This is a genomic window from Shewanella zhangzhouensis, from assembly GCF_019457615.1.
GTDB lineage: Bacteria > Pseudomonadota > Gammaproteobacteria > Enterobacterales > Shewanellaceae > Shewanella > Shewanella zhangzhouensis.
In genome coordinates this window covers 2,813,286-2,837,435 of the sequence record NZ_CP080414.1, presented here as the reverse complement: position 1 = coordinate 2,837,435, position 24,150 = coordinate 2,813,286, and the positions used below count along the sequence as shown (strand labels likewise).

General features: G+C 54.1%; 22 protein-coding genes and 12 tRNA genes. 26 read left to right on the top strand and 8 right to left on the bottom strand.

The features are described from left to right. Positions 1-79 precede the first annotated feature (79 nt). The 4 genes from K0H63_RS12385 to K0H63_RS12370 form a co-directional block, all read right to left on the bottom strand. Entirely contained in the window at positions 80-1,480 is a 1,401-nt protein-coding gene (locus tag K0H63_RS12385; protein ID WP_220064938.1) for a TRAP transporter large permease, read from the bottom strand. After that, on the bottom strand, positions 1,477-2,118 hold the full coding sequence (locus K0H63_RS12380) for a TRAP transporter small permease (protein WP_011760323.1): 642 nt from the start codon (positions 2,116-2,118) through the stop codon (positions 1,477-1,479). Before K0H63_RS12380 ends, K0H63_RS12385 begins: the two co-directional genes overlap by 4 nt. A gap of 94 nt (positions 2,119-2,212) precedes the next feature. Then, complete coding sequence (locus K0H63_RS12375) at positions 2,213-3,232, bottom strand: TRAP transporter substrate-binding protein (protein ID WP_220064937.1); 1,020 nt, start codon at positions 3,230-3,232, stop codon at positions 2,213-2,215. A 267-nt stretch (positions 3,233-3,499) separates the two neighbouring features. Beyond that, complete coding sequence (locus K0H63_RS12370; protein ID WP_220064936.1) at positions 3,500-3,727, bottom strand: hypothetical protein; 228 nt, start codon at positions 3,725-3,727, stop codon at positions 3,500-3,502. 240 nt (positions 3,728-3,967) lie between these two features. Between K0H63_RS12370 and gltX the strand changes: the two genes are divergently transcribed. The 13 genes from gltX (at position 3,968) to K0H63_RS12305 (ending at position 7,020) form a co-directional block, all read left to right on the top strand. Then, positions 3,968-5,377 carry a glutamate--tRNA ligase gene (gene gltX, locus K0H63_RS12365; RefSeq protein ID WP_220064935.1) on the top strand — a complete coding sequence of 470 codons (1,410 nt, stop codon included), beginning with the start codon at positions 3,968-3,970 and terminating at the stop codon, positions 5,375-5,377. Between the two features lie 104 nt (positions 5,378-5,481). Then, a tRNA-Ala gene (locus K0H63_RS12360) sits at positions 5,482-5,557 on the top strand. Positions 5,558-5,572: 15 nt separating this feature from the next. Further along, positions 5,573-5,648, top strand: a tRNA-Glu gene (locus tag K0H63_RS12355). Positions 5,649-5,684: 36 nt separating this feature from the next. After that, positions 5,685-5,760 (top strand) — tRNA-Glu (locus K0H63_RS12350). A gap of 163 nt (positions 5,761-5,923) precedes the next feature. Continuing rightward, a tRNA-Glu gene (locus tag K0H63_RS12345) sits at positions 5,924-5,999 on the top strand. A 36-nt stretch (positions 6,000-6,035) separates the two neighbouring features. Further along, positions 6,036-6,111, top strand: a tRNA-Glu gene (locus tag K0H63_RS12340). Positions 6,112-6,148: 37 nt separating this feature from the next. After that, positions 6,149-6,224, top strand: a tRNA-Ala gene (locus K0H63_RS12335). Between the two features lie 34 nt (positions 6,225-6,258). Beyond that, a tRNA-Glu gene (locus K0H63_RS12330) sits at positions 6,259-6,334 on the top strand. Positions 6,335-6,371: 37 nt separating this feature from the next. Then, a tRNA-Ala gene (locus K0H63_RS12325) sits at positions 6,372-6,447 on the top strand. A gap of 34 nt (positions 6,448-6,481) precedes the next feature. Continuing rightward, positions 6,482-6,557, top strand: a tRNA-Glu gene (locus tag K0H63_RS12320). Positions 6,558-6,594: 37 nt separating this feature from the next. Continuing rightward, a tRNA-Ala gene (locus tag K0H63_RS12315) sits at positions 6,595-6,670 on the top strand. A 161-nt stretch (positions 6,671-6,831) separates the two neighbouring features. Beyond that, positions 6,832-6,907, top strand: a tRNA-Glu gene (locus K0H63_RS12310). Between the two features lie 37 nt (positions 6,908-6,944). Continuing rightward, positions 6,945-7,020: transfer RNA gene (locus tag K0H63_RS12305), tRNA-Ala, on the top strand. A 363-nt stretch (positions 7,021-7,383) separates the two neighbouring features. Here the strand turns inward: K0H63_RS12305 and K0H63_RS12300 are convergent. Next, positions 7,384-9,222, bottom strand: a complete 1,839-nt coding sequence (locus tag K0H63_RS12300) for an ABC transporter ATP-binding protein (RefSeq protein WP_220064934.1) — start codon at positions 9,220-9,222, stop codon at positions 7,384-7,386. Between the two features lie 203 nt (positions 9,223-9,425). Between K0H63_RS12300 and K0H63_RS12295 the strand changes: the two genes are divergently transcribed. From K0H63_RS12295 to K0H63_RS12260, 8 genes are all read left to right on the top strand, one after another. Further along, the gene (locus tag K0H63_RS12295) at positions 9,426-10,877 is read left to right on the top strand and encodes a DNA-3-methyladenine glycosylase 2 family protein (protein WP_258405576.1); all 1,452 of its coding nucleotides are present in this window, start codon (positions 9,426-9,428) and stop codon (positions 10,875-10,877) included. A 135-nt stretch (positions 10,878-11,012) separates the two neighbouring features. Beyond that, positions 11,013-11,552, top strand: coding sequence for a methylated-DNA--[protein]-cysteine S-methyltransferase (locus tag K0H63_RS12290; protein WP_220064933.1), 540 nt, complete (start codon positions 11,013-11,015; stop codon positions 11,550-11,552). Between the two features lie 88 nt (positions 11,553-11,640). Further along, the gene (locus K0H63_RS12285) at positions 11,641-12,117 is read left to right on the top strand and encodes a dual specificity protein phosphatase family protein (protein WP_220064932.1); all 477 of its coding nucleotides are present in this window, start codon (positions 11,641-11,643) and stop codon (positions 12,115-12,117) included. A 21-nt stretch (positions 12,118-12,138) separates the two neighbouring features. Next, the gene (locus tag K0H63_RS12280; RefSeq protein WP_220064931.1) at positions 12,139-13,665 is read left to right on the top strand and encodes a phospholipase D family protein; all 1,527 of its coding nucleotides are present in this window, start codon (positions 12,139-12,141) and stop codon (positions 13,663-13,665) included. 17 nt (positions 13,666-13,682) lie between these two features. Continuing rightward, entirely contained in the window at positions 13,683-14,582 is a 900-nt protein-coding gene (locus K0H63_RS12275) for a chemotaxis protein (protein ID WP_220064930.1), read from the top strand. A gap of 168 nt (positions 14,583-14,750) precedes the next feature. Then, positions 14,751-15,968, top strand: coding sequence for a serine/threonine transporter SstT (gene sstT / locus K0H63_RS12270; RefSeq protein WP_220064929.1), 1,218 nt, complete (start codon positions 14,751-14,753; stop codon positions 15,966-15,968). 91 nt (positions 15,969-16,059) lie between these two features. Continuing rightward, positions 16,060-16,563 carry a CIA30 family protein gene (locus K0H63_RS12265; protein ID WP_220064928.1) on the top strand — a complete coding sequence of 168 codons (504 nt, stop codon included), beginning with the start codon at positions 16,060-16,062 and terminating at the stop codon, positions 16,561-16,563. A 463-nt stretch (positions 16,564-17,026) separates the two neighbouring features. Continuing rightward, positions 17,027-17,320 (top strand): hypothetical protein, encoded by a 294-nt coding sequence (locus K0H63_RS12260; protein ID WP_258405376.1) that lies wholly within the window; start codon positions 17,027-17,029, stop codon positions 17,318-17,320. 20 nt (positions 17,321-17,340) lie between these two features. On the opposite strand, the gene K0H63_RS12255 is transcribed toward K0H63_RS12260, so the two are convergent. The 3 genes from K0H63_RS12255 to K0H63_RS12245 all read right to left on the bottom strand — a co-directional run bounded on the left by K0H63_RS12255 (position 17,341) and on the right by K0H63_RS12245 (position 19,184). Next, the gene (locus tag K0H63_RS12255; RefSeq protein ID WP_220064927.1) at positions 17,341-18,015 is read right to left on the bottom strand and encodes an RluA family pseudouridine synthase; all 675 of its coding nucleotides are present in this window, start codon (positions 18,013-18,015) and stop codon (positions 17,341-17,343) included. 62 nt (positions 18,016-18,077) lie between these two features. Next, positions 18,078-18,590 (bottom strand): protein disulfide oxidoreductase, encoded by a 513-nt coding sequence (locus tag K0H63_RS12250; protein ID WP_220064926.1) that lies wholly within the window; start codon positions 18,588-18,590, stop codon positions 18,078-18,080. Beyond that, positions 18,591-19,184 (bottom strand): acyl carrier protein phosphodiesterase, encoded by a 594-nt coding sequence (locus tag K0H63_RS12245; protein WP_220064925.1) that lies wholly within the window; start codon positions 19,182-19,184, stop codon positions 18,591-18,593. It lies immediately after the preceding gene. A gap of 147 nt (positions 19,185-19,331) precedes the next feature. On the opposite strand from K0H63_RS12245, the gene K0H63_RS12240 reads away from it, so the two are divergent. The 5 genes from K0H63_RS12240 (at position 19,332) to secD (ending at position 24,149) form a co-directional block, all read left to right on the top strand. After that, a complete protein-coding gene (locus tag K0H63_RS12240; protein ID WP_220064924.1) occupies positions 19,332-19,541 on the top strand; it encodes a hypothetical protein in 210 nt (69 codons plus the stop codon). A gap of 62 nt (positions 19,542-19,603) precedes the next feature. Then, positions 19,604-20,641: a tRNA preQ1(34) S-adenosylmethionine ribosyltransferase-isomerase QueA gene (queA, locus tag K0H63_RS12235; protein WP_220064923.1), complete on the top strand. Its 1,038-nt coding sequence runs from the start codon at positions 19,604-19,606 to the stop codon at positions 20,639-20,641. Positions 20,642-20,793: 152 nt separating this feature from the next. Next, positions 20,794-21,918 (top strand): tRNA guanosine(34) transglycosylase Tgt, encoded by a 1,125-nt coding sequence (tgt, locus tag K0H63_RS12230; RefSeq protein WP_220064922.1) that lies wholly within the window; start codon positions 20,794-20,796, stop codon positions 21,916-21,918. Between the two features lie 26 nt (positions 21,919-21,944). After that, positions 21,945-22,280 (top strand): preprotein translocase subunit YajC, encoded by a 336-nt coding sequence (yajC, locus tag K0H63_RS12225; RefSeq protein ID WP_220064921.1) that lies wholly within the window; start codon positions 21,945-21,947, stop codon positions 22,278-22,280. Between the two features lie 18 nt (positions 22,281-22,298). Continuing rightward, positions 22,299-24,149 carry a protein translocase subunit SecD gene (secD, locus tag K0H63_RS12220; RefSeq protein WP_011760304.1) on the top strand — a complete coding sequence of 617 codons (1,851 nt, stop codon included), beginning with the start codon at positions 22,299-22,301 and terminating at the stop codon, positions 24,147-24,149. Position 24,150 lies beyond the last annotated feature (1 nt).

Genomic DNA, 24,150 nt, shown 5'->3' with positions numbered 1-24,150 from the left:
TCAAAAAGGCAAAAGCCATAGTAAATCTATGGCTTAGGCTCGCTTAAATTAGGCTTGGGATCAACAGTGAAGCCAGGGATTATTTAAACCCTCGCATGCTGTCGAGGTATTCCGGCAGGAAGAGGCTTATCTGCGGCACATAGGTAATGAGTACCAGGAAGCCCAGCAGCAGAAGCAGCCATGGCAGGCACGCATGGATAACCCAACCGATGCTGCGGCCGGTTATCCCCGCCGTCACAAACAGATTGAGCCCCACCGGTGGCGTCAACATACCAATCTCCATGTTCACCACCATGATGATGCCCAGGTGGATGGGGTCGATACCCAACTGTACGGCGATAGGGAACAAAATGGGGGCCATGATAAGCAGAATGGCTGATGGCTCCATAAAGTTACCGGCCGCCAGCAACAGCAGGTTAACTATGATAAGGAAGCCCCAGGGCGGCAGACCCCAGCCGACGATGGTTTCGGCAATGATGTGCGGAATCCGCTCTGTGGTCAGCACGTGGGCAAACAGCATGGCGTTGGCGATGATAAACAGCAGCATGATGCTGACTTTGGCACCATCACGCACCACATTGCGTACTTCGCGGTTGGCGGGCGTTTTGATAAGGCCCAGTACCACATGCAGCAGGTTGCGACCCGTAGCAGCAAGCAGAGTTTCATTTGCTTTGCGCCAGGGCACCTCTTTGAGTGGGCCTATGTCGCGATAGCCAAATACAGCCACCAAATAGGCGTACACACAGGCCACTGCCGCAGCCTCGGTGGGGCTGGCCACACCGCCATAGATGGAGCCCAACACGATGAAAATCAGAGCCAATCCACCCATGGCCTTGGCGCTTGAAATCGACAGTGCCTTAAAACCGGGGAAGGGGCGGGATGGGAGGTTTTTAATGCGGGCCACAATGTAAATGGCCACCATCAACAGCACACCCATCAGGAGCCCGGGGATGAGGCCAGCCATAAACATTCGTGCGGCCGACACCTCGGTCGCTGCCGCATACACCAGCATTACGATGGAGGGTGGAATGAGGATCCCCAGGGTACCCGAGGTGGTAATCACCCCGGCGGCAAACTTTTGCGGGTAGCCTGCGCGTACCATGCCCACAATCACGATGGAGCCAATGGCCGCTACTGTCGCAGGGGACGAGCCTGACACCGCGGCAAACAGCATACAGGCCATGACCGACGCCATGGCAAGACCACCACGAATATGGCCGACGGTGTCCATGGCAAAATCGATAATCCGCCTTGCCACACCACCGGTGGAGAGAAAGGCCGACGACAGAATAAAGAAGGGGATCGCCAACAGGGTGTAGTGCTCTGAGGTGGCTTCGTAGAGTTTAAGGGCCACCGACGCCAGAGAGTCGTTGGAAAACAGCAAGATGGTCAGCATGCTCGAAAATCCCAGCGCGATGGCGATGGGCATACCGAGCAGCATGCACAGGAACAGGGTTAAAAACAGCGTGGCTATGGTCATGACTTGGCTCCGTCATTGTTATTGTCGTTGGCGCCCGACTGCTCATCAGCCAGGTGCATGCTTTCTTTGGCCTCATCATGGAAGCTGAACCCGTTGGACGTGCCACGGAAAATGGCCACCGCCAGTTCAAGAAAGCGCCAGGTCAACATCACAAACCCGAGCAGCAGAATACTTTGGCTTATCCAAAGGGGAATGGCGGGGTCTTCGGGGTCGATGCGCATCACATCCCAGGCAAAGTCTTCGCTCATTTGCTTCATCAGCACTGATGGCACGTCCAGATCTTCCATGCCAATGCCGATGTGATAAATCTGCGACAGATAATCCCAGGTGCCCTTGAGGAACATGGCGCAATAAATCAGGCAGATGCTGACGGCAAGCAGCGCCGAAATGCGCCTGGCACCGGGTTTGAGTTTTTTGACGAAGGCATCCACGCCGATATGGGCGCCGACCTTGATGCCATAGGACATGCCAAAGAGCACAAACCAGCCACAAAAGGTGAGGGTCAGCTCCTGGATCCATAAAAAGCCGGTATTAAAGAAGAATCGGGCAATGACCTCCATGAATACCAGCAGCGTCATGAGGGTGATAAGAAGGTTAAGTACGCCTTCTTCAAAGTAACCAAAAATACGAGAAATCACTGATGCTCTCCCCGGAATATCTGCACCGTCCCTGTGGCAGCGTCATCCCTGGTTATTGAGTGACAAAAGGGGCACCTGGGTGCCCCACACGGGTTTAAGGCTTGTTGGCGGCCTCAGCGGCTTCAATCAGGTCTTTACCAATCTTGTCTTCAAACTGTGACCAGACGGGACGCATGGCATTCACCCAGGCCTGGCGCTGCTCGGGGGACAGGGTCACCAGCTCAACGCGCTTGGAGTCCAGGATCAGCTGACGATCTTCGTTGGCTTTTTCCAGCGCCAGTTTGTTACCCAGGGCAACGGCTTCGTCCATGGACTGCTTGATGATTTCGCGTTTGTCCTTGGGCAGGCTCTTCCAGAAGGTTTCAGAGGTGACCAACATATAGTCGAGTACCCCGTGATTGCTCTCGGTGATATGGGTCTGTACTTCGTAGAACTTCTTGGAGTAGATATTGGACCAGGTGTTTTCCTGACCATCGATGGCACGGGTTTGTAGCAGGGTAAAGACTTCGGAGAAAGGTTTTTTCACCGGGATGGCACCCACGGCCTCAAACTGCGCCGCAATCACATCGGAAGGCATGATGCGGAATTTCTTACCGGCCGCGTCGCCTGGCAGCGACAGGGCATTGTTGGCCGAAAACTGTTTCATGCCATTGTGCAGATAGCCCAAACCAACCAGGCCCTTGCGGCTCATGGAGTTCAGCAGTTGCTGGCCGGCTTCGCTCTGTTGGAAGCGGTCCACTGCGTCCATGTCTTCAAACAGGAAGGGCAGGTCGAATACCTGCAGTTTCTTGGTATAACGTTCAAACTTGGACAGGGACGGCGCAACCAACTGCACGTCATTCAGCAGCAGTGCCGCCAGTTCGTTGTTGTCACCAAAGAGCTGTGAGTTGGGAAATACACTCACCTTATATTCACCGGGAAGACGGCTTTCCACCAACTCTTTAAACTTGAGCGCCATTTGGCCTTTGGGGGTGTTTTCCGCTACCACGTGGGAGAACTTGATTTCTACCGGTTCGGCGGCCGCGCCGAAGCTGAATCCCAGCACGGTTGCCAGCAGGCTGGCCTTGCCGAGGGTAAAGAGTGATTGCAGAGTCGCTGGTTTTGATACTTTCATATTGAATTCCCTTGAGTTGTTATTGCGTATCTTTCCTCGGGATACTGCAGTGATTTCCCTTGAGGTCTGTTAATGACAAGGCAAAGAGTAGGCCAATATGGTTAACATTGCTTTAACTCGTTGGTAATGAAACAGTTAAATCAGTGATCCGTAGCACATGGCTGGAAGGTGTGGGTGAGTAGCCGCTCACACTAAAATCCTGGATGGGTGGAAATCCACCCAAATTGCGCGTTGGAAGGACAAAGCAGGAAACATATAAAGGTGAGCTTATTTCGGAGGAGAGAGGTGTTTTTGTACCGCATCACTTGGCAGCAGTTCGAGGTGCCCGCGCTCATCAAAATACCAGCCGTTGATAAATCCTTTTTGTCTCATGGCCATCAGGTTATGCATGACCTCTCTGGCTTCTTTAAGTGCGGTATCCTGATCGCAGCCATGCAGGCGCTTAAGATAAGCGGCGATACTGTCCAGCGAAGCGGATTGACTGACGTTGGCCATGGGATATTCCTGTCGTTATCTTCACTGAGCATAGAATAAAAGTACCGACAGCCCTAAACAGGGCTCAGTTTATTGTTGAATAAGCGGGGCGGGTTTCATGCCGTGAAGTTTTGAATCCCCGCCGCTTCACACCCATGATCCCGACATGAGCCCATTTTCCAACGACCCAATACACTGGTAGAATACTGCCACTTTGACCCTAAGGCCCGATGGCCCTTTGCTAATAGGTTAGTGTCCCCTATGACTGTAAAAACCCGTTTTGCTCCCAGCCCCACTGGATTCCTGCACGTTGGTGGTGCCCGTACAGCGCTGTATTCCTGGCTTCACGCCCGCGCCAATCAGGGTGAGTTTGTGTTGCGTATCGAAGATACCGACCTGGAACGCTCAACCCAGGAAGCGGTAGACGCTATTTTGGAAGGAATGGAATGGCTGAACCTGAACTGGGATGAGGGTCCTTACTATCAGACCAAGCGTTTTGACCGATACAACGAAATTATCGATCAAATGCTCAAGGCCGGTACGGCATACAAGTGTTATTGCTCCAAAGAGCGTCTGGAAGCTGTGCGCGAAGAACAGGCTGCCAAGGGTGAGCGTCAGAAGTATGATGGTTGCTGCCGCGGCGCCGCCCCACGTGCCGAGGGCGAACCCCATGTAGTCCGCTTCCTGAATCCTCAGGGTGGCAGTGTCGTGTTCGATGACCACGTGCGTGGCCGTATCGAGATTGCCAACGAAGAACTGGATGACCTTATTATTCGTCGTACCGATGGCAGCCCCACTTACAACTTCTGCGTGGTAGTGGATGATTGGGACATGGGCATCACCCACGTGGTGCGCGGTGAAGACCATATCAACAACACCCCACGTCAGATCAACATTCTCAAAGCGCTCGGTGCGCCAATTCCTGAATACGCCCACGTTTCCATGATCCTGGGTGATGATGGTGCCAAGCTGTCCAAGCGCCACGGCGCTGTGAGTGTGATGCAATACCGTGACGACGGTTATCTGCCTGAAGCCCTGCTGAACTATCTGGTGCGTCTGGGCTGGTCCCATGGCGATCAGGAAATCTTCTCCATGGATGAATTGGTGGAGTTTTTCCGTCTCGATGACATCAACAAGGCAGCCTCTGCCTTTAACAGCGAAAAACTGCTGTGGCTGAACCAACACTATATTAAAGCGCTGGATCCCGAGTATGTGGCCAAGCACCTTGAGTGGCACATGAAGGATCAGGGTATCGATACCAGCAATGGTCCGGCCCTTGCCGACGTGGTGACCGCACTGTCTGAACGCGCCAAAACTTTGAAAGAGCTGGCCGCCTCCAGCCGCTACTTCTATGAAGACTTCGAAGAGTTCGATGCAGAGCAAGCGAAGAAGCATCTGCGGGGTGTGGCACTGGAGCCATTGAAACTGGTGCAGCAGAAACTGGCTGCTCTGACCGAGTGGAATCGTGAAGCAATTCATCAAGCCATTGAAGAGACAGCAACTGAGCTGGAAGTCGGTATGGGTAAAGTGGGCATGCCACTGCGTGTTGCCGTGACCGGGGCAGGGCAGTCGCCAGGATTGGACATCACCCTGGAACTCATCGGAAAGGCCCGCTCTGAGCAAAGAATCTCCAAAGCGGTTGATTTTGTAGCAGATAGGATAAATTCCTAAAAAAGGCGTTGACACATTTTGGTGTGCTGCATAGAATGCGCCACGCAGTCGAGACACGGTGTCAGCAACGCTGGCAGCACACTCAAATGCAGTAAGAGAAACGAGGGGCTATAGCTCAGCTGGGAGAGCGCTTGCATGGCATGCAAGAGGTCCGCGGTTCGATCCCGCGTAGCTCCACCAAGTTTCTCGGTCCGGGTCCCCTTCGTCTAGAGGCCTAGGACACCGCCCTTTCACGGCGGTAACAGGGGTTCGAATCCCCTAGGGGATGCCACACTCTTTTAAGCGAGTCTAAACACTTAAGTCCAGGGTCCCCTTCGTCTAGAGGCCTAGGACACCGCCCTTTCACGGCGGTAACAGGGGTTCGAATCCCCTAGGGGATGCCACACTCTTTTAAGCGAGTCTAAACACTTAAGTCCAGGGTCTACTTCGCATGGAGGCCTAGGGCACCGCCCACTTTCTTTGGATAGAGAGTCGGCGGTAACAGTGGTTTGAATCCCGCAAGGGATGCCACACTCTTTTAAGCGAGTCTAAACACTTAAGTCCAGGGTCCCCTTCGTCTAGAGGCCTAGGACACCGCCCTTTCACGGCGGTAACAGGGGTTCGAATCCCCTAGGGGATGCCACACTCTTTTAAGCGAGTCTAAACACTTAAGTCCAGGGTCCCCTTCGTCTAGAGGCCTAGGACACCGCCCTTTCACGGCGGTAACAGGGGTTCGAATCCCCTAGGGGATGCCACATTTTTTGAAGTTTTTGCTATTTCAGTGAAGATTTCGGGGCTATAGCTCAGCTGGGAGAGCGCTTGCATGGCATGCAAGAGGTCCGCGGTTCGATCCCGCGTAGCTCCACCAAATACGTGTTCACGGCGTTAATCGTGAGTCCGGGGTCCCCTTCGTCTAGAGGCCTAGGACACCGCCCTTTCACGGCGGTAACAGGGGTTCGAATCCCCTAGGGGATGCCACATTTTCTGAAGTTTTTGCTATTTCAGTGAAGATTTCGGGGCTATAGCTCAGCTGGGAGAGCGCTTGCATGGCATGCAAGAGGTCCGCGGTTCGATCCCGCGTAGCTCCACCAAATACGTGTTCACGGCGTTAAACGTGAGTCCAGGGTCCCCTTCGTCTAGAGGCCTAGGACACCGCCCTTTCACGGCGGTAACAGGGGTTCGAATCCCCTAGGGGATGCCACATTTTCTGAAGTTTTGGCTATTTCAGTGAAGATTTTGGGGCTATAGCTCAGCTGGGAGAGCGCTTGCATGGCATGCAAGAGGTCCGCGGTTCGATCCCGCGTAGCTCCACCAAATACGTGTTCACGGCGTTAATCGTGAGTCCAGGGTCCCCTTCGTAGGGAAATCTTGGACACCGCCCACTTTCTCTGGGTAGAGAGTCGGCGGTCACAGTGGTTCGAATCCCCCGGGGGATGCCACACTCTTTTAAGCGAGTCTAAACACTTAAGTCCAGTGTCCCCTTCGTCTAGAGGCCTAGGACACCGCCCTTTCACGGCGGTAACAGGGGTTCGAATCCCCTAGGGGATGCCACATTTTCTGAAGTTTTGGCTATTTCAGTGAAGATTTTGGGGCTATAGCTCAGCTGGGAGAGCGCTTGCATGGCATGCAAGAGGTCCGCGGTTCGATCCCGCGTAGCTCCACCAAATTTAAAACCACCCACTGGGTGGTTTTTTGTTTTCCAACGTATGTGTTTCGTTAGCACTCTTCAAATACCCGAATACCTCCTTTCCTTAAGTCTCTGACTGCAGTGTTTTTTTAGTGAATACGCTGAATATTTGATACTGGGAATTGGCGCAGTGCTGTCTCCGGTGGTTCGCGTCATCAAGGTGATAGCAAATCCTGGCCCCGGCCGGTTACCCATCTCGTCTTACGTTTCAATATAGCAACTCTCTATATCTTAAATATCAGCAAGGTTTGTCTGTGATTGGCAGGAATAAGGATTGGACGTAGACAGGCAATAAAAAAGGGCGCAGTTGCTTTGTGCCCTTTGATTGAGTGGATAAAGGCTACTCAGTCCCGAGGAAACCACCGGTCTGATGGGCCCACAGCTGAGCGTATATGCCGCCATGGGCCACCAGTTCCTTGTGGCTGCCTTGCTCAACGATTTTGCCTTCATCCAGCACGATAAGCCTGTCCATGGCGGCGATGGTTGAGAGTCTGTGGGCAATGGCTATCACAGTTTTACCTTCCATTAACTGGTAAAGACTTTCCTGAATAGCCGCCTCTACTTCGGAGTCCAGCGCAGAGGTGGCTTCGTCCAAAATCAGAATGGGCGCGTCTTTCAGCAGCACCCGGGCGATGGCAATGCGCTGACGCTGGCCGCCGGAAAGCTTAACGCCACGCTCGCCCACCATGGCATCCAATCCATGGTTTCCGGATGGGTCGCTGAGCTGCTCGATAAACTCCCGAGCCTGAGCCCTGTCGATGGCCTTATCGAGCTCTTCTTCTGTTGCATCCGGGCGACCGTAGAGAATATTTTCCCGAATAGTGCGATGCAGCAAAGAGGTGTCCTGGGTCACCATACCGATGTGGGCCCGCAGCGAATCCTGCGTTACAGAGTTGATGGGCTGGCCGTCGATAAGTATTTCACCGCGCTCCACGTCATAAAAGCGCATCAACAGATTCACCATGGTGGATTTCCCGGCGCCTGAACGGCCCACGAGTCCCACTTTTTCACCGGGGCGAATATTAAGTTCCAATCCGTCAATCACCCCGCTGCCTTCGCCATAATGAAAGCTCACGTCCCGATACTGGATTTCCCCATTGCTGACCTGCAGCGCCTTGGCGTTTTGGTTGTCTTCTATTTGAGTGGGTTTGGAGAGGGTATTCATCCCATCTACCACTGTACCTATGTTTTCAAAAAGCGAGCTTACCTCCCACATGATCCACTGGCTCATGCCATTGAGACGTAGTGCGAGACTCACGGCTATGGCGATGGCACCTATGGTGATGGCTTGGTCTGTCCACAAGAAAATGGCAATTGCAGCAACGGCAAACACCAGCATGTAGTTGATGACCTGCACACTGACGTTAAGTCCTGTCACCAAACGCATTTGCCGGTACACGGTATCCAAAAAGCCACCCATGGCATCACGGGCATAGTCTGCTTCTCTCTGGGTATGGGAAAAGAGTTTCACGGTGGAAATATTGGTGTAGCTGTCGACAATGCGACCTGTCATGGTCGAGCGGGCATCAGCCTGCTCCGTTGATACCTGTTTCAATCGGGGAATGAAATACCACTGGAGTGCCACATAGAAGCAGAGCCATACCAGCATGGGGAGCATCAGTCGCCAGTCGCTTTGGGCGATGATCACCAGCATAGAGGTGAAATACACCAGAATATACACGGCCACATCCAGCAGTTTCATCACGGTTTCCCGCACCGCGAGCGCGGATTGCATTACCTTGGTGGCAATACGGCCGGCAAATTCATTTTGATAAAAACCGATGCTTTGTTTCAGCAAGTAGCGGTGTGCCAACCAGCGAATCGACATGGGATAGTTGCCCAGCAGGCTTTGATAGGCAATGAGGGCGTGCAGCAGCACCAGCAGCGGAATTGCCACCAGTACCAGCAAGGTCATGCCAAGCAGCGTTCTGCCTTCATCCTGCAGCAGGGTTGCCGGGTCCTTATTTACCAACCAATCCACCAACTGCCCCATAAATCCAAACAGCGACACTTCAAGCGCAGCCAGCAGGGCTGTCAGCAATGACATGCTGATGAGGGGGACTTCAAATCCGCGGGTATAGTGGCGACAGAATGCAAACAGGGTAGCAGGTGGTTTGCTGGGGTCTGTTTCCGGTAACGCCTGTGTCCAGCGCTCGAATAGTTGAAAAAGTTTAATCATAATTTTTTGGTTCCATTAGCAATCGCCACAGCATATCCCAATTGGACTTGCGGGTGACTGTTAATTTCTGTTTCAGATTATGCCGTTAGCCAAAAAGCAAACGGGAGTGGGAGAGGGGATTCGGGTTAAGGGCCGATTTCCGCTGGTTGATAACAAGGCCCTCAGGTAAAGTGACTCAAGGTTCATCATCCTGGGATCTGCCCGTGTTCCAACAACTACCCTCCGCAGAAATATGCCAACGGGCGCGTTTGAGTCGCGATGCCCGCTTCGACGGACTGTTTTTTACCGGTGTGTTCTCCACCGGCATCTATTGTCGTCCCATTTGTCCGGCCACATCTCCCAAAGAAGAAAATGTGCGTTATTTCGCTTCTGCCCAGGCCGCGGCTGCCCAAGGCTTAAGGCCGTGTCTGAGGTGTCGGCCCGAGTCAGCGCCAGGCTCGTCACCCTGGCGCGGTACGGCAACGACCCTGTCCCGGGCTATGGCACTCATAGACGCGGGAGCCTTGAATGCAACCGACGAACATACATCCGAGCTGGCTCAAACTCAGGCTCAGGCAATGGAAGCGCTCGCCGAGCGTGTGGGGGTTGGCAGCAGATACCTTCGCAAGCTGTTTGGTGAGCAACTGGGCATGTCGCCCAAGGCTTATGGTGATTATCGCCGCTTGCTGTTGGCCAAGGCACTCTTGCATCAAACGTCGCTGCCCATTACCGATGTGGCCTTTGCGGCCGGTTTTGGGTCGGTGCGGCGATTCAATGAAGTATTCCGCGAGCGGCTGGCTTTAACGCCAAGCGACATACGCGCTGCCAGTAAGGTGCAGGACAGTGGCATTCGTCTTCACTTAAGTTTCAGGCCACCTTACGATTTTATGCGGCTCAGGGCCTTTTTCATGGCAAGGGCCATTCCAGGTGCTGAGTGGTTTTCCAACGATGCAGACGAGCCGTGCTATGGCCGTACCCTCCGGGTTGCGGGCGACGCCGGCTGGTTTGAGGCGTGTTTGCTGACAGACAAAAATACCTTGGCGGTGACCATTTATCCGGGTGGGCGGGTGAGTGCGCTCAGCCAGTGGCTCGCCGAAATTAAGCGGGTGTTGGATGTGGATGCCAATCTCTCACTCATTCATGAGCATATTCAGGGCAAGATGCCCGAGGGAGTCACGCTCAATACCATGACATTACCGGGAGCCGGCAGCTTTTTTGAGGCCGCATGCCGCGCCGTATTGGGGCAACAGGTGAGTCTTGTCCAGGCGACGAGACTCCTGGGGCTGCTGACAGACGAAACAACAGACGAGGTTGAACTTGGCGGCAGACGCTGCCGGGTTTTTCCCACTGCGGAACAGGTTGCGTCGGCCACCCTCGAAAGCCTGAAAATGCCGGGGAGCAGGAAGAATGCACTGCGAGAGGTGGCAGCGCTTTTTAGCCGTGATCCCCAGCCGAACGATCAGGCCTTGCTCGCAGTAAAAGGAGTCGGTCCCTGGACCGTGAGTTATGCCCGCATGCGGGGACTGTCGGACCCCGATGTATTGCTGGTGGGTGATTTGGTCGTTAAGCAAAAGCTCTGCGCCATGGGCTGGACAAAGGTGCCAGACACGCTAAAAAGTGAGGTTTCTCCCTGGGGCAGCTATCTCACCCTGGCGCTCTGGCATACCGAAGTCTAAACACCGTGCCTGAGACCCGTAAGCGTTTACTTAACCAACTACCCACGCAGATTTTCCGCTGCGCAATGCAATGACTGGCCAGAGATAGCCGTTATGAACGGCCCGTGGAAACCCATTAACTCATATAGAGGCACCATGATGCGAATCACCAATACCAGCTGCGAACTGCACGCTCCCGCGCCGATGGCGGCAAGTTGTACTCTGAACAGTCCCGTAGGCACCCTGTGGCTGGGAGCGAGCGAGAATGGCTTAATGGCGCTCAAGGCCGCTCCCTTTACCGATGCGCCAATGTGTCACTCACAGCAAGCTGTCAACCGGGCCGAAGGGCATTTAGCAGCAGCCTGCACACAACTTGCCGAGTTCTTTGATGGTAAGCGCCATCAATTTGATTTGGCGCTTGCCCCCAAAGGCACTGAGTTTCAGCGGGCTGTGTGGCAGGCGCTGCTCGCCCTTCCCTGGGGCGAAACGGCCAGCTATTCAGAGATAGCCCATCAAATCCACCGACCAAAGGCTGTCAGGGCGGTTGGAGCGGCCAATGGCGCCAATCCGGTGGCAATCATAATTCCCTGCCACCGTGTCATAGGTAAGGGTGGGGCGCTGACCGGGTACGCATGGGGATTGGAAATGAAGGCGAGTCTGCTGAAGCTCGAATCGGCAATACCTTTGCTGCTCTAATCCCGTAGATAAAAATACTGCGCTCAATCAAATCCCGCGAAGCCCGGCCTCTGGCATAATGAGCTAAATAACCTCAGAGGGGACTTGCATGAAACACCTGTTTTGGATGGTTGAAGGGGTACTTGCCGGACGCTGTGGCCCTTGTTGTCAGCCCTGGGACCCGGGTGAACTCAAAGAAATTGGGATAGGTGCTGTGGTGAGCCTGTCCGACGATGCGGGTGATACCGATGCGCTGGCCAGGGCTGGTATAGCCCATTTGCACCGCCCCATAACGCGCAACGTTCCGCCTTTGGAAGAAGACGTTACTCACGCAACTCAGGTCATCAGTGAGGCGTTGGCGTGGGTCCTCGAGATGGAAGCTGCGCAGACTCCTGTGCTGGTGCACTGTGCCCTTGGCAATGACAGAACCGGCTTACTTATGGCCGCGTATCTGATGGTGCGGGGCGCAGCGCCTGTACATGCGGTCAGTCAGGTTCGCAGCCTGAGGGAGCAGGCCTTTACGGCCGAAGGCTGGGATCAATTAGTTTACGACGTGTTATATTCAATGCAGAATGAATCCAATTGAAAGCAAAAGGAATTCAACTGTATGCCCCCACGTGTTTCCTGGCGTTCATTTTGGCTGATGATCCTCGGGTGTCTCTCACTCGGCGGTTGCAGCAGCTTGCCCGAACTTAAAGATGCACCGCGGAGTTACAAGCTGACGTCGGCGCCGGACAGCCTGATAGCAGGGTACCTGGCAGAGCCACTGGCGAGCCACCCGGGGCAAAGTGGTGTTTTGCCGCTGTTTGAGGGGCTGGATGCCATGGTGGCCAGGTTGGCGCTGATAAAGTCCGCCGAAGCCAGTATCGATTTGCAATATTACATCTTTCGCAACGATGACACCGGGCGACTGCTGGCCTGGCAACTGCTGGATGCGGCAGACCGGGGCGTGCGCGTACGCCTGCTGCTGGACGATACTGCCAGCGTCAATATCGACCGGCAGTTGGCGGTCATGGCGAGTCACCCCAATGTGTCCGTCAGGCTCTACAATCCATCGTCTCACCGCACCCTCAGGGCCTTGTCATTTGTCTCCGATTTCGGTCGCATGAATCATCGCATGCACAACAAATCACTGACGGTGGATAATCGCCTCAGCGTGGTAGGCGGACGCAATATAGGCAACGAGTATTTCTCCAATGACGAAGATGTGGAGTTTGGGGATCTCGACCTGTTGCTGACTGGCCCCGTGGTAGAGCAGGTCTCCGATCAATTTGATGCCTATTGGAATGGCAGCGACACCTACCCGGTAGAGCTTCTGACTGAGCATCAGGTCCAGTCCGATGAGCTGGCAGCCATGTATGACCTGATTGCCAACCAAAAGCGCCAGCTTGAGGAACATCCCTATATTCAGCGCCTGACCAAGTCGCCGCTGCTCAGGCATATGGCGGACAATCGTCTGGAATGGTTTTGGGGGGAGGCGAGAGTCTTTGCCGACCCTCACGACAAGCGGGAGGGGCAGGCGGAAGCCTGGATGATTACACCCTTGCTCGAGGAGTTTCAGCAAACCCGGGAAAGTCTGGTTATCATTTCGCCTTACTTTGTTCCCACAGCAGACGGCGTCAGATTACTGACCGGGCTTGCCAAGCGCGGTGTTGCGGTAACTGTGATCACCAATAGCCTGGCTGCCACCGACGTGCTGGCGGTTCATTCCGGTTACAAGGGATATCGTGAGGCGCTCCTACACGCAGGGGTATCCCTGTATGAAGTGAAAGCGACCGGCAAGCGTCCGAGTCACTCCTGGAAAGGCAGTTCCCGCTCCAGTTTGCATGCCAAGAGCTTTTTGTTTGACAATGACCGGCTCTTTGTCGGCTCCTTTAATTTTGATCCGCGTTCGGCTTGGCTCAATACTGAAATGGGAGTCATGGTTAATCAAGGGGAGCTGAATCAGAAAATTCATGCCTGGCTGCCCCGGTTTTTAACCAATAACACCTACCAGGTGAAACTTGGCAAAGACGGCCTCTACTGGCATGAACTCAGCTCGGGAAAAGATATTTATGCCGAGCCCCAGGCTGGATTTTGGCGCCGTTTTATGGCCGACGTGCTGGCGCTGTTGCCACTGGAATCCCAGCTTTAATCCTGTGAAGGGGAACTATGAAGAGTAAAGCCAATCAATCCCAGGGTCTGCTGCTGTTTCATTTGAGTCGCTCGCAGTTGTTTGCCATGGGTACGTTGAAAATCCGCGAGTTGGTGCCTTACACCCAGCTCAATGCGCTGCCCCAGTCACATCCGGCGGTGCTGGGTACAGCCACAGTGCGTGGCCAGACCATATCCGTTATCGACATGGCCGCCGCTGTGGGCTATCCACCGGTGACCGACGAAGAGCGCAGCAAGTGTTTTATCATCATCACCGATTGCCAGCGGATGTTGATTGGTTTTTTGGTGCGCGGCATAGATAAAATCATCGAGTGTAACTGGCGCGACATACTGTCACCCCCGGATAATCTGGGCCGCAATGCCTTTTTAACCGGTGTCACCCGCTATCAGGATAAGCTTGTCCAATTACTCGATGTTGAGCTGCTGCTGTCGAAAATCTTCCCTATCAAGGAAGATAAACGCATAGGTATTCTCACCGATGTGCAGCGGGAGCAACTCAAACCCATGAATATTCTGCTGGTGGACGACTCCAAGGTGGCGCGAAAGCAGCTCTCCGATGCTCTGGATGCCATCAATATCAGTTACAGGGTGGCGTCAAACGGTCGGGATGCCTTGGCCATGATGACCCAGAGCGCCGATGAAAAGCGGCCTGTGGACATTCTGGTCAGTGACATTGAGATGCCGGGCCTCGATGGCTACGAGCTGGCATTTGAAGTGAAAAACGATACGGCGCTGGCCTCTGCATACATCATTTTGCACACGTCGCTCTCCAGTGAAATCAGCGTCAGCCAGGCCAAGCAGGTGGGCGCCGATGAGGCTCTGACCAAGTTTGATGCCCAGGAGCTGATTGCTGCCATGCTCAGGGGCGTAGATAGCAGATCCAGCTCACAGAGTTGATGTTTTTGTTGGCGACTTGAAAGCAATTCGACCACAACACCCCACTCATACCGCCAAATGCAGAGCCTTTGCTGGACAAAGCCTCTGCTTTTCGATACAACCCAAAGCCGGGATGCAAAGTCCTTAAGGCCCCTGTGGCCCATAACGATAACAACGACAGGTCAAGTCATGAGTACTGAAAAATCATTGCTGGCAAATGCTGCCGGTGGCAGCCTGGTGCTGCAAATTTTTGTGGGGATCATTGCCGGTGTGGCCCTTGCCGGATTCAGCCCTGAGGCTGCCAATCAGGTTGCCTTCTTGGGCGACCTCTTTGTGGGTGCACTCAAAGCCATCGCGCCTGTGTTGGTGTTTGTGCTGGTTGCATCGTCAATCGCCAATCAGGTGTCTGGCGCTCAGACCAATATGCGCCCCATCATCCTGTTATATCTGGTGGGTACCTTTGCTGCGGCCCTGACGGCTGTACTGATGAGTTTTGCCTTTCCAACCAGCCTTGTTCTGATTGATGCGGCAGCGGGCGCCAACCCGCCAGAGGGGATAGGTCAGGTGCTCAACACCTTGCTGTTCAAACTGGTGGATAACCCCGTTAATGCCCTGATTAATGCCAACTATATTGGTCTTCTTGCCTGGGGTGTGGGTCTGGGTATTGCGCTGCGCCATGCAAGCGCCAGCACCAAAACCATGCTGCATGATGTCAGCCACGGTGTGTCCCAGTTGGTGCGTTTCGTTATCCGTCTCGCGCCAATTGGTATTTTTGGCCTGGTGGCTGCCACTATCGCTCAAACCGGCTTTGATGCCCTGACGACCTATGCCCAACTGCTTGGCGTATTGCTTGGTGCCATGGCAGTGATAGCCTTTGTGGTTAACCCGCTGATTGTATTTTTGAAAATTCGTCGCAACCCTTATCCGTTGGTGTTTAAGTGCCTGCGTGAAAGCGGTGTTACCGCCTTCTTTACCCGCTCCAGCGCGGCCAATATTCCGGTGAACATGGCGTTGTGTGAACGTTTAAAGCTGCATGAAGACACTTACTCAGTCTCTATTCCCCTGGGCGCCACCATCAATATGGCCGGTGCCGCCATCACCATTACTGTGCTGACGCTGGCGGCAGTGCATACCCTGGGCATTGAAGTCGACCTGGCCACCGCGCTTCTGCTCAGTGTTATCGCGGCTGTATCGGCCTGCGGCGCCTCAGGCGTGGCAGGCGGCTCGTTGCTGCTTATCCCGCTTGCGTGCTCTCTGTTTGGCATTTCCAACGATATTGCGATGCAGGTAGTGGCCGTAGGCTTCACTATAGGTGTTATCCAGGACAGTGCCGAGACCGCACTGAACAGTTCCACCGATGTGCTCTTTACCGCGGCGGCTTGTGAAGCGGCAGAGCGTAAAACCTAAGCTGCTATAAATGACAAATGGCTGAAAAAGCGGCAGTATTAAGATACTGCCGCTTTTTATTGTCAGCGAGAAAGATCCCGGGAGGTCACAGATGAGACTGGTGGATTTTACTGCGCTGGACAACACCAGAGATTGGTACAGTGTGACCGACGCCGTTATGGGTGGCTTGTCCAGAGCGCAATTGCAAACGTCGCCCAAGGGCCATGGATTGTTCACCGGCTATGTTTCCCACGCCAATGGGGGTGGTTTTGCCTCTGTGTATCTGGACTTTGAGCCCAGGGATGTAAGCGCCTTTCAGGGGGTAGAGCTTGAAATCGCTGCGCCGGAGCGTGCCTTTAAAGTGAACCTGAAAGACACACACAGTGGCGATCGCCATGTTTATCAGGCGCCACTGGGAGACACCTATGCAGGGCAGGGGCTTTGGCGACGTTACCGCATTCCCTTCAGCCAGTTTGTTGCCATGAGACGGGGCCTGACAGTCACGGCGCCGCGACTGGACCTTAATCAGCTGAAAAGCCTGGGGCTGGTGGCTGGCGGTGCTGATGAAGGGGCATTTCAATTGCCGGTGCGCAGCATCTCTTTTTATAAGGCGTAACCACACAGCAGTTTACCCCGGTAGCAGAACCAATCTGAGTTTTTGGGATATCGGCTTCAACAGGATTCTTCGCACTATTCAGCCCGCCACTCTTTCTATCGGTTACCTCACCACAGTGCCCCAATGGCATTCCCCATATTCAATTACCGTACATCGCTACATACTTAAGCAAAGTATGAATTTCGCATAAATAGTGATTAAGCTCGCGTTTTTATTTTTCTCTTGGGTTACACTGCCCACAAAGAAAGCAGCAAAAATCAACTCTGGATTTTTCACTGATTTTTATCTTATTGGTTACGGGTTTTTAACCTCTGGGCGGGGTTTCGGGAGAAAAGGTTTCATGGCGTCTGTGCAGCATGCAGTAAGTGTTCTGGACATGTTTATTGCAACAGAAAATATGCATAGGGATTCAACCGTGTCAGCGTTCGAAAAACGTCGGCGGCTGACGGGGCGGGAGGCAGATATGAATGTACGTGAGTTGGTTGGCCGCTGGGTCGATGAACGGCCTGAACAGGGGGATAGCCTGTCACTTTACAAAGAGTCGGGGCGTTATTTTCTGGAAACCTGGTTCAGCGATGGCTGCCACAGCCGTGATGAAATGACCGCGACCGAACACACTGAAGGCTTGCGACTCGATGATGTGGGCGGCAACTTTTTCGGTGAGTTTTTTGTTGTTACCGAGGCTGGTTTGGAATTCCACAACTTCCGTGGTTGCTTCTACCGTGCCCCTGTCTGCGAAGAAACTCTGGTCGCCTGACTGCAGCCCATTATTCAGGCCTAAAAGGGCGCTCGGCTCACAAAGGTCATGGGCTTGTTTGACCAGGGATGTTTAAAGCTCAGGCGCTCTGCGTGCAGGCAGAGCCTGGGTGATGCCTCTTCCACCGTGCCTTGGCCGAATTCCTGGGTTCTGCCATAGAAGTCGTCCCCGAGAATGGGATGCCCAAGCGCCAGCATGTGTACTCTTAGCTGATGGGTGCGGCCGGTTTCAGGTGCTAAAGCCACCAGGGTTGAACCCTCGCGCCTCTCCAGTACCTCATAGTGTGTCACCGCCGGGCGGCCTTCTGCCTTATCCACTTTCTGCCACGGCGGATTGCTTCTGTCTTTACCCAGGGGCAGGTCTATCGTGCCTTTGTCCCGTTCAACGATCCCCGCTACTTTAGCAAGATAGCGTTTTTCAGTGTCCCGATTTTGAAACTGGGTCTTTAAATTGGACTCGGCCTTTTTGCTGCGGGCAAACACCATGATGCCCGAGGTGGCACAATCCAGGCGGTGGACCAGTATGGCCTCTGGATAGAGCTTGCACAGACGGGTTATGGCACTGTCGTGGGTGTGCGCTGCCATGCCGGGGTTTGACAGCAGGCCCGATGGTTTATTGATGATGATGAGGTCTCGGTCTATATAGCGAATATCGAGCCAGGGGACTGCCGGGGGGCGGTAGTCAAAAATCTCCATCAGGCCTCCTTCGTTGGCGCACACTTGGGGTTAAGTGGGCGCATTCTACGAACTTTCAACGCCTATTGCAGCAGTTCGGTGAGGAAAAGCCGTGCCCTAAGGGCGGGTTCAGTGCTCACGCCCCGGGTAACAAAGCGTACTTCGCCACTGGCATCCACCACATACAGGGATGGAAAACCGCTTACGCCGAAATGCGCTGTCAACGTGCCCTTGTCATTGAGCGCATCAAAGCCATAGCCTTTTTCTTTGAGAAAGGCTTTCACGTCAGCATCACTGCCTGAGTCGGCAGCGATGGCCAGTACCGGATAATCCCCGGCAATATTGTCGACCGCTGGCGAGGTGAGCTTGCACGCGCCGCACCAGCTCGCAAAAAAATACACCAGGGTGGGTTTGCCTGTGGCGGATGGCAAGGACACGCTGGTGCCATTGACCCCTTTGGCGGCAATGACAGGAGCGGTGTCTTTGAGCATATCTTTTTGAAAATAAGCTGAAATACCGTAAAAAAGTCCAATGGCTATCAGGGCTTCGATCAGCAGGCGTTTTCTTTTAGCGCGCGGTGCGGGGGCGTCATTCATTTACAGGTATTGCTCTGGTGTGGTGCGGGCCAGACGTCTGGAATAAGCCATCAGCTGCGGATACAGAGTGCGAAAAGCAATCTCCAACTCCATGTCGAGCTGCTCAACGGCTGCCTCTGCGCCATCGAAAATCTCGGGGCGCGAGAGCCTTCGCCGAACACCGGCAATGGCGGCGTTGATGCCGCTGCGGCTGCCATAGGCGCCCAACCAGTCTTCATCACACATTCTGGGGGCGATGGCTGCAAGCTTTGGTGGCAAATGGTCACAGGTGCGAAGCACATCGTAGGCACGCTGGCAGAAGATATCCAAAGGCTCATGGTGATACTCTTCCCAGTCTCTGGCCAGGCGATGATCGAAACCCAAATCAATCAGTAAAGGGGCCGCTCGGCTTAAATGACGGGGGAATTTACCCAGCATTTCTTTGAAAATTTCATGGTCATCGGTGATTTTGTCGATTTGCCGATGCAGCCACAATCCCTGTTGCAGCGGTTTGGTGAACTGGTCGATGGGGCCTTTGGCAAAGTCGCCGGCAAGGTTGGCCGCAAGGCTGGTTTGGCTGATGTCTGCCAGGTGCAAGTGTGCTAGAAAGTTCATATTTTGGGCTTGGTGTGGTGCAAGGGTTCAAGGTAACATGACCACCGATGTCCAGGAAACCCCAATATTAGTTTGCCGCAGAGCGAATGGGTCCTGAAGGCGGTGACATCCATACCCGGAGTAACAGCTACCTGAGGATCATGGACGATGTGGAATTGGTTTATCCGCGCCTTTGACATACTGATGCCAAGTCAAAACCGCCAGCCAGGCGAAATCTCCCGCATAGCCTGTAAACACAATAAGCTCCGTAAAAAAGTCGAGTTCGACATGCACTGTGAGCAGCTGGACACCCGTTCGGACACCCCTATCCATGCCAAGAGCGCTCAAAGGGATAAGCAAAGGCCCAAGTCGTCTTGATCTCGGCCGCCTGTGCCCCTAGACTACGCGCGTCTTTTTTGGCCATGGCGTGAGAGTTATAGATGCGAGTAGCTGACTTTACCTTTGATCTTCCCGATGAACTGATTGCCCGCTATCCCATGGCAGAGCGCACTGCGTCGCGTCTGTTGCATCTGGACGGCAGCACGGGTGCTTTGGTCGATCGTCAGTTCACCGATGTTCTGGCGCTGATTGAGCCGGGCGATCTGATGATTTTCAATAACACCCGGGTTATTCCGGCGCGTCTGTTTGGCCAGAAGGCCAGCGGCGGCAAGCTGGAAATCCTGGTGGAGCGTATGCTCGATGACAAACGCATTCTGGCCCATGTGCGTTCATCCAAATCCCCCAAGCCCGGTGCCGAGATTATCCTCGATGGCGGCTTTAAGATGACGATGGATGCCCGTCACGATGCCTTGTTTGAGCTGTCGCTCAAGGATGATAAAACCATTCTTGAGGTGCTTGAAGCCGTAGGCCATATGCCGCTGCCGCCTTATATCGACCGCCCCGATGAAGATGCCGACAAAGAGCGTTATCAAACAGTCTATAACGAGCGCCCTGGCGCCGTAGCTGCCCCCACTGCCGGTCTGCACTTTGACGAAGCCATTCTTGAGGCCCTCAAAGCCAAAGGCGTGGACACGGCGTTTGTGACCCTGCATGTGGGCGCAGGCACCTTCCAGCCAGTGCGGGTAGATAATATCCTCGAGCACAAGATGCATTCCGAATGGGCTGAAGTACCTGCCGAAGTGGTTGGAAAAATCCGCGCCACCAAAGCTGCCGGTAAGCGGGTGATTGCCGTGGGAACTACGTCTGTGCGGTCCCTCGAGAGTGCAGCCAAGGCCAGCCAGGGCGAACTCGAGCCATTTTGCGGTGATACCGATATCTTTATTTTCCCCGGTTTCGAGTTCAAAGTAGTCGATGCCATGGTGACCAACTTCCACCTGCCGGAGTCCACATTAATCATGCTGGTGAGCGCCTTTGCCGGCTTCGATGAGGTGATTGGCGCCTATCGCCACGCGGTTGAACAAAAATACCGCTTTTTCAGTTACGGCGATGCCATGTTTGTGACTAAAAAAGCCCCCTAAACGCTTTTTTTGATTTAAAATGCCTGCCCAACCATCTGGTTGGGCTTTTTTTTGGTGGCAGCGCCTTGAAGGGGCTTGCTGCCACCCCCATGTGAGTTGAATCGGCCGTTTGGCCCTCAATGCAGTCAGACTGTTTCTCTGACGAGGTCATTATGAAATTTGAATTGATTACTACCCAGGGTCGCGCCCGTCGCGGCAGACTGGTTTTCGAGCGTGGCACTGTGGAAACCCCGGCCTTTATGCCTGTGGGCACTTACGGCACGGTAAAGGGTATGACCCCTGAAGAAGTGCGTGCCACCGGCGCCGATATCCTGCTGGGCAACACCTTCCACCTGTGGCTGCGCCCCGGTGAAGAAATCATGCGCAAGCACGGCGATCTGCACGACTTTATGAACTGGCAGCGTCCTATTCTCACCGACTCGGGCGGCTTCCAGGTATTCAGCCTCGGCGATATCCGTAAGATCACCGAAGAAGGGGTGCATTTCCGCTCACCCATCAACGGTGAAAAGATTTTTATGGATGCCGAAAAGTCGATGCAAATCCAGCATTCTCTCGGCTCTGATGTAGTGATGATTTTCGATGAGTGCACGCCCTATCCTGCGACGCACGACGAAGCACGCAAGTCCATGCAGATGTCGTTGCGCTGGGCTCAACGTTCTCGCGATGAGTTCGACCGTTTGGAGAACCCCAACTCTCTCTTTGGGATTATTCAGGGTAGCGTGTACGAAGATTTACGTGACGAGAGCCTGAAAGGGCTTCTGGAAATCGGTTTTGACGGTTATGCCGTCGGTGGTCTGGCGGTGGGTGAGCCCAAGGAAGACATGCACAGAGTGCTTGAGCATGTGTGTCCGCAAATCCCTGCTGACAAACCACGTTATCTGATGGGGGTAGGTAAACCGGAAGATTTGGTTGAAGGCGTGCGTCGTGGTGTCGACATGTTCGACTGTGTGATGCCCACCCGTAACGCCCGCAACGGTCATCTGTTTACCAGCGAAGGTGTTATCAAGATCCGCAATGCGCGTCATCGTGATGACACATCGCCACTTGATCCTAAATGTGATTGCTATACCTGCACGAATTATTCCCGTGCGTATTTGCATCATTTGGATCGTTGCAATGAAATCCTCGGAGCCCGGCTCAATACCATTCACAACCTGCGTTATTACCAAAGGTTGATGGAGGGTTTGCGCGGCGCCATTGAGACGGGTACATTAGACGCCTTTGTTGCGGACTTCTATACCAGTCAAGGGCGTGAAGTTCCTGAGTTAAAAGACTAACAATCAAGCAATAAGAAGAGAAAGCTATGTTTATTTCTAACGCGTATGCCAATGCAGCCGGTGCAGCACCTCAGGGTGGCGGTACCATGGAACTTGTGATCATGCTGGGCCTGTTTGGCCTGATCTTCTACTTTATGATCTTTCGTCCTCAGTCCAAGCGCGTCAAAGAGCACAAAAGCCTGATGTCTTCCCTGTCCAAGGGTGACGAAGTGCTGACCAGCGGCGGTATTCTCGGCAAAATCGCCAAGATCTCTGAAGACAGCGACTATGTACTGCTGGCGCTGAATGACAGCACCAACATCACCATCAAAAAGGACTACATCGCAGCGGTATTGCCAAAAGGCTCTATCCAGTCCCTGTAAGCCAAGAGGGCGAAAGGCGTGCTAAATAAATACCCAATGTGGAAGAACATCATGGTGGTGCTGGTCATCGCCATTGGTGGCTTCTATGCGCTGCCCAACCTGTTCGGCGAGGATCATGCCGTCCAGGTCGTGGCTACCCGTGGTGCAGACGTTACCGCAACTACCCAATCTGACGTGTCAGCCGCACTGACCGCCAAGGGCATAGGTATCAAGCGTTCTGAGCTTGAAAATGGCCAGTTGCTGGTGCGTGTGGCCAATGCTGAAGATCAGCTCACAGCCAAAGAAACCATTGCCGAACTGCTTGGCGACAAATATACAGTTGCCCTGAACCTGGCACCGGCCACCCCCGAGTGGTTGGAGTCAGTGGGCGGCAGCCCCATGAAGCTGGGTCTCGACCTTCGCGGCGGTGTGCACTTCCTGATGGAAGTGGACATGAGCGAAGCCATCCGCAAGATGGAAGAGGCCAAGATTGCCGATTTTCGCAGCCAACTTCGTGAAGAGCGTATTCGTTATGCCGGTGTCCATCGCACTGTGCGCGGTATCGAAATCAAGTTCCGTGACGCCGAGACCCTGTCTCAGGCAGAACGTTTCCTGAAGAGCCGTGGCAATGACATGGTGTTTTCTGACATCTCCAGTGGTGACAACGTGGTACTGCTGGCGGTGATGAGCGAGGCCTACCTCAAGCAAATCAAAGAGGAAGCCCTGCTGCAAAACATCACTACCATACGTAACCGTGTGAACGAGCTGGGTGTGGCTGAGCCAGTGGTGCAGCGTCAGGGTGCTGAGCGCATCATCGTGGAACTTCCCGGCGTGCAGGACACTGCCCGCGCCAAGGAAATTCTGGGTGCCACAGCCTCCATTGAATTCCACATGGTGGATGAAAAAGCCGACGTGGCTGCCGCTGCCAATGGCCGTGTGCCAGCCGGCAGCGAGCTGTATCAGCGCCGCGAAGGTGGTCCTGTGGTACTGAAGAAAGAAGTGATGTTGACCGGTGACCATATTACCGGTGCCCAGCCTTCTTTCGACGAATACAGCCGTCCACAGGTTGCTATTCAGCTGGATGCCAAGGGTGGGGAAATCTTCTCCAACGTTACCAAGGACAACATCGGCAAGCCGATGGCGACCCTGTTCATTGAATACAAGGACAGCGGTGAGCGTAACCCCGATGGCAGCGTGAAGATGCGTAAAATCGAGGAAGTTATCTCGGTTGCCACCATTCAGGCACGCCTTGGCCGCAACTTTGTTATCACGGGTCTGACCCACAGCGAGTCGCAGAATCTGGCGCTCTTGCTGCGCGCCGGTGCCCTGATTGCCCCTGTATCAATCGTGGAAGAACGCACCATTGGTCCAAGCCTGGGTGCTGAAAACATCGAAAACGGTCTGCAGGCGATGATCTGGGGTATGGTTGTGGTGCTGGCCTTTATGCTGGTGTACTACCGTGCCTTTGGTGTGATTGCCAACCTGGCACTGTGTGCCAACCTCATCATGGTAGTGGGCGTCATGTCCATGATCCCGGGTGCGGTGCTGACCCTGCCGGGTATTGCCGGTATGGTACTGACTGTGGGTATGGCGGTTGACGGTAACGTACTGATTTATGAACGTATCCGTGAAGAGCTTCGTGCCGGTCGCAGCGTACAGCAGGCTATCCATGAAGGTTATGGCAACGCACTGTCGACCATCGCCGACGCCAACATCACCACCTTCCTGACGGCACTGATTTTGTTTGCCGTGGGTACAGGTGCGGTCAAAGGCTTTGCCGTGACCCTGATGATTGGTATTGCCACCTCCATGTTTACTGCCATTGTGGGTACACGTGCTATCGTGAACGCCCTCTGGGGTGGTAAGCGTGTGAAGAAATTGTCGATTTAAG

Excerpts from the sequence above, each read along its gene's own strand:
- K0H63_RS12385 (WP_220064938.1), bottom strand. The coding sequence starts at position 1,480 with ATGACCATAGCCACGCTGTTTTTAACCCTGTTCCTGTGCATGCTGCTC.
- K0H63_RS12375 (WP_220064937.1), bottom strand. The coding sequence starts at position 3,232 with ATGAAAGTATCAAAACCAGCGACTCTGCAATCACTCTTTACCCTCGGC.
- K0H63_RS12370 (WP_220064936.1), bottom strand. The coding sequence starts at position 3,727 with ATGGCCAACGTCAGTCAATCCGCTTCGCTGGACAGTATCGCCGCTTAT.
- gltX (WP_220064935.1), top strand. The coding sequence starts at position 3,968 with ATGACTGTAAAAACCCGTTTTGCTCCCAGCCCCACTGGATTCCTGCAC.
- K0H63_RS12300 (WP_220064934.1), bottom strand. The coding sequence starts at position 9,222 with ATGATTAAACTTTTTCAACTATTCGAGCGCTGGACACAGGCGTTACCG.
- K0H63_RS12290 (WP_220064933.1), top strand. The coding sequence starts at position 11,013 with ATGATGCGAATCACCAATACCAGCTGCGAACTGCACGCTCCCGCGCCG.
- K0H63_RS12285 (WP_220064932.1), top strand. The coding sequence starts at position 11,641 with ATGAAACACCTGTTTTGGATGGTTGAAGGGGTACTTGCCGGACGCTGT.
- K0H63_RS12280 (WP_220064931.1), top strand. The coding sequence starts at position 12,139 with ATGCCCCCACGTGTTTCCTGGCGTTCATTTTGGCTGATGATCCTCGGG.
- K0H63_RS12275 (WP_220064930.1), top strand. The coding sequence starts at position 13,683 with ATGAAGAGTAAAGCCAATCAATCCCAGGGTCTGCTGCTGTTTCATTTG.
- sstT (WP_220064929.1), top strand. The coding sequence starts at position 14,751 with ATGAGTACTGAAAAATCATTGCTGGCAAATGCTGCCGGTGGCAGCCTG.
- K0H63_RS12265 (WP_220064928.1), top strand. The coding sequence starts at position 16,060 with ATGAGACTGGTGGATTTTACTGCGCTGGACAACACCAGAGATTGGTAC.
- K0H63_RS12260 (WP_258405376.1), top strand. The coding sequence starts at position 17,027 with ATGAATGTACGTGAGTTGGTTGGCCGCTGGGTCGATGAACGGCCTGAA.
- K0H63_RS12255 (WP_220064927.1), bottom strand. The coding sequence starts at position 18,015 with ATGGAGATTTTTGACTACCGCCCCCCGGCAGTCCCCTGGCTCGATATT.
- K0H63_RS12250 (WP_220064926.1), bottom strand. The coding sequence starts at position 18,590 with ATGAATGACGCCCCCGCACCGCGCGCTAAAAGAAAACGCCTGCTGATC.
- K0H63_RS12245 (WP_220064925.1), bottom strand. The coding sequence starts at position 19,184 with ATGAACTTTCTAGCACACTTGCACCTGGCAGACATCAGCCAAACCAGC.
- K0H63_RS12240 (WP_220064924.1), top strand. The coding sequence starts at position 19,332 with ATGTGGAATTGGTTTATCCGCGCCTTTGACATACTGATGCCAAGTCAA.
- queA (WP_220064923.1), top strand. The coding sequence starts at position 19,604 with ATGCGAGTAGCTGACTTTACCTTTGATCTTCCCGATGAACTGATTGCC.
- tgt (WP_220064922.1), top strand. The coding sequence starts at position 20,794 with ATGAAATTTGAATTGATTACTACCCAGGGTCGCGCCCGTCGCGGCAGA.
- yajC (WP_220064921.1), top strand. The coding sequence starts at position 21,945 with ATGTTTATTTCTAACGCGTATGCCAATGCAGCCGGTGCAGCACCTCAG.